The 3,804-nt window shown below is 42.0% G+C and carries 5 protein-coding genes; 2 read left to right on the top strand and 3 right to left on the bottom strand.

Annotation, left to right across the window (positions count from 1 at the left end):
- Positions 1 to 136 precede the first annotated feature (136 nt).
- Positions 137 to 439, bottom strand: coding sequence for a hypothetical protein (locus AB4274_RS15365; RefSeq protein WP_372112555.1), 303 nt, complete (start codon positions 437 to 439; stop codon positions 137 to 139).
- Positions 440 to 945: 506 nt separating this feature from the next.
- Between AB4274_RS15365 and AB4274_RS15360 the strand changes: the two genes are divergently transcribed.
- Complete coding sequence (locus AB4274_RS15360; protein WP_372112554.1) at positions 946 to 1,116, top strand: hypothetical protein; 171 nt, start codon at positions 946 to 948, stop codon at positions 1,114 to 1,116.
- Positions 1,117 to 1,206: 90 nt separating this feature from the next.
- Here AB4274_RS15360 and AB4274_RS15355 read toward each other — a convergent pair whose 3' ends face one another.
- Both AB4274_RS15355 and AB4274_RS15350 read right to left on the bottom strand, forming a co-directional pair.
- A complete protein-coding gene (locus tag AB4274_RS15355; protein WP_372112552.1) occupies positions 1,207 to 1,770 on the bottom strand; it encodes a hypothetical protein in 564 nt (187 codons plus the stop codon).
- A gap of 78 nt (positions 1,771 to 1,848) precedes the next feature.
- Positions 1,849 to 2,376 carry a hypothetical protein gene (locus AB4274_RS15350; protein ID WP_102333827.1) on the bottom strand — a complete coding sequence of 176 codons (528 nt, stop codon included), beginning with the start codon at positions 2,374 to 2,376 and terminating at the stop codon, positions 1,849 to 1,851.
- A gap of 555 nt (positions 2,377 to 2,931) precedes the next feature.
- Between AB4274_RS15350 and AB4274_RS15345 the strand changes: the two genes are divergently transcribed.
- The coding region (locus AB4274_RS15345) for an IS110 family transposase (RefSeq protein WP_372112550.1) at positions 2,932 to 3,804 on the top strand (873 nt) is incomplete at its 3' end.

The following is a 3,804-nucleotide window of genomic DNA, read 5'->3' as shown; positions in this document are numbered from 1 at the left end:
CCGGGGGAATCCATGTAGCCCTGTTAAGGTGTGAGCAACGCAATACCGAAGCTCCCGCATACCACCTTAAACACAAAACGCAACGCATAGCAAAAATGCCACGCGTTGCGAATCACTCTTAAACAGATTGTTATGCCTATTTACTTGCCATTTTTGTCATTAGGATTTTCTTGAATGACTTCTTAGCCCTTGCTACAAACTCTTCTTCGGATTCATTTGATAGTGGTGCTCCCACCTCTTCACTCAACTCTGACATCACGTCTTCGCTGCCCGCTAATTTTGTTACTTCTTGTCCAAATTTTTCAGCTTTACTTTTAGTACTGACCACACCACTTTGTAATACTGTACTTGCTACTCCAGTAGATACATTTTTAAGAGCCAACTCTTTAGAGTTCGAGCTATCTTCAGTTGCACTCAGAAATTCTTTCAAATTTTTCATCTACTCCTCCGATTGCTTTGATGAGCGATAAAATGCTTTGAATATATGTGTAAAAGAATCCACTATCATATCTACAATCTTTTCCTTATCTTCGTCAGATAAATTACTCCATAAGCTCAAAAGCCAACTAAAAAAACTAAGAATTTTACCAAGCATAATTCATCCTTTTTGTATTCTCCCAGATAGGCATAACGCTCGCTTAAGCTGCAACCAACAAGCCACCACAGCTCAAATTAAGCACCGTAATCACTAAACTTCTTTAAACCAAAAATGCCAAGCGTTGGTTGTCTGGTTGAAGCGCTTGTTATAAATGCGATTCAAGCGCACTCCAATCTCAACAAATGCGCTGAACCCAACGCCTAAAACAATACCACTATTTTTTGGCTACTGGCTCGACAATGTTCCCACCTGCGAAACACGACACAAAATGACATTTCAAATGAGACTCTTCACACGCCAACCCACGAAAGTCTCGTACAATTAATTGCCATTGTACTAAAGCTAATATGAACGATATTGGTCGGTGGCATATTAATCTTTCGCTGAAGCTAACTGGCGACGACGCAAAAGAAACCGCCAAACTCGAAGCGAAAACTCAAGCTGATTTAGACGTAAAAACCACCCACAAACACAGAACCACCCACGACAAAAACAACACGTTAACAGTAGCTTTATAACGCCTTGCTAACGGGCGATAACGCAATACCACCCGACTTAAAATTTGTGCCCTAAACACCGAAGCTGATTTGTATGAAAGTGGCCAAGCGTTAGGAGTCCCTGTTAAGCGATTTGTTAGCAATTTTTTGCCACGCTGATTGATGATATATCCAAGCAACCCATTTGTATGGGTCAGCATGCCCCATAATAAATAGGAACCCTTTCTTATCTGACAACTCCTTTGAAATCGGGCTAGAGTTAATGATGCGATGCAAGTATTCAAGCTCTACTTTCTCAGACTCTTCGCAAGGCGGATAAGACACTACTACTTTGAGCTGGCTATTGATTAATAGGAGGTGAGATACCTCTTGAAACAACCCACTCTTAAAATTATTTTCATGCTCAAATGCTATACGTATGTTTGTCAAATAACATTGATTTGGGAAATCATCTATAAAGTCAGTTTGGTCATAAAAGACTGAATCTAAGTAGTAGTAGTCTGCATTGTAGCAGTACAATCCAAGCCTTTTTGCTATATCCATCACAACGGAATTTTCAGAATGGATGATAAAGTTCGTATAGGCCTTATTGTTACACCAATTCTGATTTACTTCATCATCTCTCTCTTCAACGACACTGCACCAATGTTCAAAAAAATCTTCTGCTAACGTCATGACCTCTCCTAAATTGCTAACGCCCGCGTAATAGGCGCGAGCTTGCGAGCGTCCTAATTGACGCGTTTGTTAGCCAAATTACACCTCAATAATCTTAGTGATATTCTGTATGCTCGAGTGAACTGAAGTTATTTCAAGAACGAACACCTTTTCCAATACTTTCCTTGGCGATGACAGTGCTCTATCAACGAAGTCTTTAGAAAACTCTCCACTTTCTACATGCTGATTGAGAGCATCAAGATATAGGTCTCTCAATCTGGGGTTGTGCTCAACAGCGGCGTTTAATTTGTCTCTTATTTGGGGAGCCTCCAACGTCAGAGATGAAGAACTATGCGCAAATATGTTTCGAATTTCTCTAAACGTATTGAACATTAGCATTTGCTGTTTAGATATAAGACCAATTCTGTAGCTGAGTTGAATTTTTGAGGAAAATGTTCCCAAGGGTCCATTGTGTTCAAAAATGACATCTTTACGATTAGGCGAATCCACCAACCTAGCTTTCAATAGCTCTTCTAGAGCAAGTTCAAGCGTTGACGCCGCAATCAAAACAGCACCTCGATCACTTTCTCCTTGCAGTATATTTATCATTTCTTCAAAAGATACCATCTACTAACTCCTAGTTAAAATAAGTTGGCTAACGCCCGCTTAAGGGGCAGCCAACGCCACTACGAACTTTCCGCATAACACCGTAACCACAAAAACCAACGCATAGTAAAAATGCCACGCGTTGGCTGTCCCTCTTGAAGCGTTTGTTAGGTGTTTTGTTGCTTACTTTTTTGAAGCTTCCCAATATATCTATGGGCTATGTAAGATAATAATATTGCCAGAGCAAGATACAGGCCTCGGTGCAACGGTTGTTGCAGGCTCGAAAACAACATGTCTATCGAAAATAGAGGCACCAATACACAAGCCACCATCAAGACAACATTGCCTGTCGTTGTGCTAGATTCACCACCGCAATTTAGACAGACATGGTTTTTCCAACGACTAATTTTCCATGCTTTAAAGTAGCTAACTCTCACACCGCAATATGGACACTTCATATTCTCTCCTTGAATTGACACTCCATCAATTGACACCTAACGAATGATATGGACTCCCTCTACCTGACACTCTGCGTGCCATACTTACTTAGTACACGCTGAAGAACTGGAGGTTACTATGTCCACCATTCAAACTATTGGCGTTGACCTCGCCAAGAATGTATTCAGTATTCACGGCGTTGATGCATATGGCAAGTGCGTCCTACGCAAAACTGTCAAAAGAAACAAACTCTTAGATACATTCGCGAAGTTACCTCCCTGCCTCATCGGTATGGAGGCGTGCTCTGGTGCACACCACTGGGCGAGAGAGCTACTGAAACTAGGTCATAACCCGAAAATTATGGCGTCCAAATTCGTTATTCCATATCGACAAAATGAGAAGAACGATGCCAATGACGCAGAGGCCATCTGTGAAGCGGTATCTAGACCCAAAACACGATTTGTCTCTATAAAAAGTGAAGAGCAACAAGCTGTGCTTTGCCTGCACCGTATTCGACAGGGGCTAATTAAAACAAGAACGGCGACTATTAACCAGCTCAGAGGTTTGCTTTCCGAATTTGGTATTGTGATGCCTCAGGGGCGCTACTCGGCTCAAAACACTATTGGTAGTGTCCTTGAAGATGCAGAAAATGGTTTGCCTATACTCGCTCGAGAGCTACTTCAAGATCTATCGAACAAGATTCAACACCTTAACCTAGAAGTATTGCACTATGATCGTAGAGTCTCTGCTTTAGTTCGTGAGATGGCTTCGGCCAAAGCCCTCATGGATATTCCAGGTGTCGGTGAACACAGTGCAAGTGCCATTGTCGCGACCGTCAATGACGCCAAACAATTTGGATCTAGCCGCCAATTTGCCGCTTGGATAGGGTTGGTTCCAAGACAATACTCAACAGGTGGTCATGTTCATCTTGGTCGCATCAGCAAAAGAGGCGAAAAACATATTCGCACTCTACTTATTCATGGCGCAAGAGCCCAGGGCAAGATCATGAAA

Origin of the sequence: Vibrio sp. 10N.261.55.A10 (assembly GCF_041470825.1) — a bacterium.
Classification (GTDB): domain Bacteria; phylum Pseudomonadota; class Gammaproteobacteria; order Enterobacterales; family Vibrionaceae; genus Vibrio; species Vibrio crassostreae_C.
This window is presented reverse-complemented; position numbering and strand designations above follow the sequence as displayed.

What these genes read in the sequence shown, in the direction of transcription:
- AB4274_RS15365 (WP_372112555.1), bottom strand. Translation starts at nt 439, where the DNA reads ATGAAAAATTTGAAAGAATTTCTGAGTGCAACTGAAGATAGCTCGAAC.
- AB4274_RS15360 (WP_372112554.1), top strand. Translation starts at nt 946, where the DNA reads ATGAACGATATTGGTCGGTGGCATATTAATCTTTCGCTGAAGCTAACT.
- AB4274_RS15355 (WP_372112552.1), bottom strand. Translation starts at nt 1,770, where the DNA reads ATGACGTTAGCAGAAGATTTTTTTGAACATTGGTGCAGTGTCGTTGAA.
- AB4274_RS15350 (WP_102333827.1), bottom strand. Translation starts at nt 2,376, where the DNA reads ATGGTATCTTTTGAAGAAATGATAAATATACTGCAAGGAGAAAGTGAT.